Here is a 3,448-nt window from a genome sequence, read left to right as displayed (position 1 = left end):
GGCGAGGCCGGCAAGGGCTTCGCGGTGGTGGCCAGCGAGGTGAAGGACCTGGCGCAGGAGACCGCGAAGGCGACCGAGGAGATCTCCAGCCGGATCCAGGCGATCCAGACCGACACGTCGGCGGCGGTCGACGCGATCGGGCAGATCGCGGACGTGATCGAGAAGATCAACGCGTACTCGGACACGATCGCGTCGGCGGTCGAGGAGCAGACGGCCACCACCAGCGAGATCGGCCGCAGCGTCGGCGAGGCGGCGACCGGGTCGACCAACATCGCCGAGACGATCACCGGCGTGGCGGAGGCGGCGCAGAACACCAACTCCGGCGTGGCCGAGTCCAGCCGTACCTCGGAAGAACTCTCCCGGCTCGCCGGCGAGCTGCAGACCCTGGTGGGTGGTTTCAAGGTCTGATGGGCGATGCGAGAAGATCGACATCCGGCCGGAATGTTCCGGCGGTGGGCGGTGTTGGCCCCTGGTGTTCGGGGTGTGCCTGGGCTCTTCTCGAAAGAAGGTATCTGCCGTGCTCGAACCGAGCGGCCTCTACGAGCTGACCGGCGAGGTTCCGGACCTGGACGGTCCGGTGCTCATTCAGGCGCTGACCGGGTTCGTCGACGCCGGCAGCGCCATCCAGCTGTCCCGTGAGCACCTGGTCGAGCACCTCGAGGGCCGCAAGATCGCCACCTTCGACGTCGACCAGCTGCTCGACTACCGTTCCCGCCGCCCACCGATGATCTTCATCGAGGACCACTGGGCCAGCTACGAGCAGCCCGAGCTCGCGCTGCACCTGCTGCGCGACGAGATCGGCACCGAGTTCCTCATGCTCACCGGCCCCGAGCCGGACATTCAGTGGGAGCGCTTCATCGCCGCGGTCACCGAGCTGATCGACCGGCTCGGCGTCACGATGACCATCGGGCTGAACGCCATCCCGATGGCCGTGCCGCACACCCGCCCGGTCAGCGTGACCGCGCACGCCACCGACAAGAAGCTGCTCGGCGAGCACGAGTCGTGGCTGCAGCGGGTGCAGGTGCCGGCCAGCGTGGGCGGGCTGCTGGAGTTCCGGCTCGGCGAGAGTGGGCGCGACGCGATCGGCTTCGCCGCGCACGTGCCGCACTACCTGGCGCAGACCACCTATCCGGCGGCCGCCGAGCTGCTGCTCGACTCGGTGTCCGCGAGCACCGGCCTGGCGCTGCCGACGGGCGCGCTGCGCGAGGCCGCGGTCGCGGTGCGGGCCGAGGTGGACAAGCAGGTCGCCGACGACGAGCAGGCGAGCCGCCTGGTCAGTTCGCTGGAGCAGCAGTACGACGCGTTCCTGCGCGGCCGGGAGGCGAACCTGCTGGCCGGCGACGCGAGCGACCTGCCGACCGCCGACGAGCTGGGCGCCGAGCTGGAGCGCTTCCTGGCCGAGCAGTCCAGGGACGAATGAGACGCACCCGGCGAGGGCCGCTGAGCCGAGGGAGCGCATGCGAGTAACCGGCACCGCGCAGCACCGAGCCTGGCAGCAGCGTGTCCTGCCGCCGGTCGAGCAGGTGCGCCCGGACCTGTGGTCGATCCCGGTGCCGATCCCGCGCAGCCCGTTGCGGTACACGCTGAGCTACGCCTTCCTGGATGACGACGGCGTCCTGCTGGTCGACCCCGGCTGGGACGGCCCGGAGGGCCGCGCCGCGTTGACGAACGGTCTGGAGGCCGCCGGTACGACGCTGGGCGACGTCGCCGGTGTCGTGGTGACCCACATGCACCCGGACCACCACGGGCTCAGCGCCTGGGTGCGCGAGCGGAGCGGCGCATGGATCGGCATGCACCCGATCGAGGCGCTCAGCCTGCCCGCCCGGGCGTGGCGCGTCCGCCCGGCCGGCTCCGACCGCGCATGGCTCCTCCGGCACGGGTGCCCCGAGCAGGACGCGGCCGCGCTGACCGTGGACCCCGGGCGGATGCGCGACCTCCTCGGCATGCCCGAGCCGGACCGGCCGATCGAGGACGGCGATCTGCTCCCCCTGTCCGGGCACGAGGTCCGCGCGGTCTGGACGCCGGGACACACGCCGGGCCATCTCTGCCTGCACGATGCGGCCGCCGGCGTGCTGCTCACCGGCGATCACCTGCTGCCCCGGATCAGCCCGAACGTGGGCGTGCGCACGGGTGAGGAGGACGACCCGCTGGGTGCGTACCTGGCATCGCTGGACCTGTCCGCGAAGTTCGCCGACGACGAGGCGCTGCCGGCGCACGAGTATCGGTTCCGTGGGATCGACGACCGCGCCGCGGAGCTGGTGCGCCACCACGACGACCGCGGCCGCGAGACGCTGCGGGTGATCGGCGCCGGGGAGCTCGCCGCGTGGGACATCGCGGCCGGTCTCACGTGGTCGCGCGGGTGGGACGGCCTGCACGGGATGATGCGGCGGATGGCGCTCGCCGAGACGCTCGCCCACCTGCACCATCTGGCCGCGGCCCGGCTCGTCCGGCGTACCCCGGGCAGCCGCGAACGGTGGCGCAGGGCTTAGACCGTCATCCCGCGGCCCGGGGGCGCTGAGCCCCGGGCCAGGGACCGGGCGGCTCCGCCGGGAGGGTGACCTGCTCCAGCTCCGTCCGGTAGAGCTTGAGCCCCCGGGCCTGGTAGTTCGCCAAGGCCGCCGGGCCGTCCAGCGTGCCGGTGTGCAGCCAGACGCGCCGGACCTCGGGCAGCGCCGGCCACCGATCGCCGAGCTTCCAGGCGTTCCGGAGCGCGGCCGTCAGCAGGTGCCCGCCGATGCGCCGGCCCACGAACTGCGGCAACAGGCCGAAGTAGGCGATCTCCACCTCCCCGGGGGTGTGGCCGTTCAGCTCGGCGTATCCGGCCGGGGTGCCGCGCACGGTGGCCAGCCAGGTCTCGACGCCGGGGCGGTCGAGCCAGTCGAGCCATTGCTGCCAGGTCCAGCTCAGGCGTTCGGTCCAGAACCAGTCGCCGCCCACCGCCGTGAAGAGGTAGCGGTTGAGCTCCGGACTCGGCAGCTCGGCGCGCCGGATCTCGACCGGCTCCGCCGGTGGCGCGGCGGGACGGATCTGCTCCGGGCTGGTCTGCTCCAGATACCAGGTGGTGATCTCCATGCCGCCATCATCGGATCTCGTCCAGCAGCCGGTCGAGCACCGTGCGGATCTCGGTGTCCCAGTAGCCCCACTCGTGCGCGCCCGGGCCGAACCCGCTGTCCAGCGGGATCCCGGCGGACGCGCAGGCCGCCACGAACCGCTGGTTGTGGCAATGCCATCGGGCCATCCTCGACGATCAGTGCGCAGCGGGTCACCGCGGGTTGGGGAATGTCGTACCCGTCGATTAGTATGTGTGTACTAAAACCGCCTCTGAGCTGCGGGGGAGATCACCTTGAACAACCCGGTTCCGCCCTACGCGACCATGCTCGCCTTCACCCGATACGTCGTCCGGATGGGCCCCGCCAAGGCCAAGTTCGTCGGCGGCCTGCGCCGCCAG

General features: G+C 71.8%; 5 protein-coding genes. 3 read left to right on the top strand and 2 right to left on the bottom strand.

Annotated elements, in window-relative coordinates; all coding sequences use genetic code 11:
* The 3 genes from AB0M20_RS33165 to AB0M20_RS33155 all read left to right on the top strand — a co-directional run.
* The coding region (locus AB0M20_RS33165; protein ID WP_364304281.1) for a methyl-accepting chemotaxis protein at positions 1-408 on the top strand (408 nt) is incomplete at its 5' end.
* A 109-nt stretch (positions 409-517) separates the two neighbouring features.
* Positions 518-1,420: a PAC2 family protein gene (locus tag AB0M20_RS33160; protein ID WP_364304280.1), complete on the top strand. Its 903-nt coding sequence runs from the start codon at positions 518-520 to the stop codon at positions 1,418-1,420.
* A 37-nt stretch (positions 1,421-1,457) separates the two neighbouring features.
* On the top strand, positions 1,458-2,489 hold the full coding sequence (locus tag AB0M20_RS33155) for an MBL fold metallo-hydrolase (protein ID WP_364304279.1): 1,032 nt from the start codon (positions 1,458-1,460) through the stop codon (positions 2,487-2,489).
* A gap of 4 nt (positions 2,490-2,493) precedes the next feature.
* On the opposite strand, the gene AB0M20_RS33150 is transcribed toward AB0M20_RS33155, so the two are convergent.
* Positions 2,494-3,072: a GNAT family N-acetyltransferase gene (locus tag AB0M20_RS33150; protein WP_364304278.1), complete on the bottom strand. Its 579-nt coding sequence runs from the start codon at positions 3,070-3,072 to the stop codon at positions 2,494-2,496.
* Between the two features lie 7 nt (positions 3,073-3,079).
* On the bottom strand, positions 3,080-3,238 hold the full coding sequence (locus AB0M20_RS33145) for a hypothetical protein (RefSeq protein ID WP_364304277.1): 159 nt from the start codon (positions 3,236-3,238) through the stop codon (positions 3,080-3,082).
* Between the last annotated feature and the right edge of the window lie 210 nt (positions 3,239-3,448).

This window comes from Actinoplanes sp. NPDC051633 (genome assembly GCF_040681735.1).
In the GTDB taxonomy this organism is placed as follows: Bacteria; Actinomycetota; Actinomycetes; order Mycobacteriales; family Micromonosporaceae; genus Actinoplanes.
This window is presented reverse-complemented; position numbering and strand designations above follow the sequence as displayed.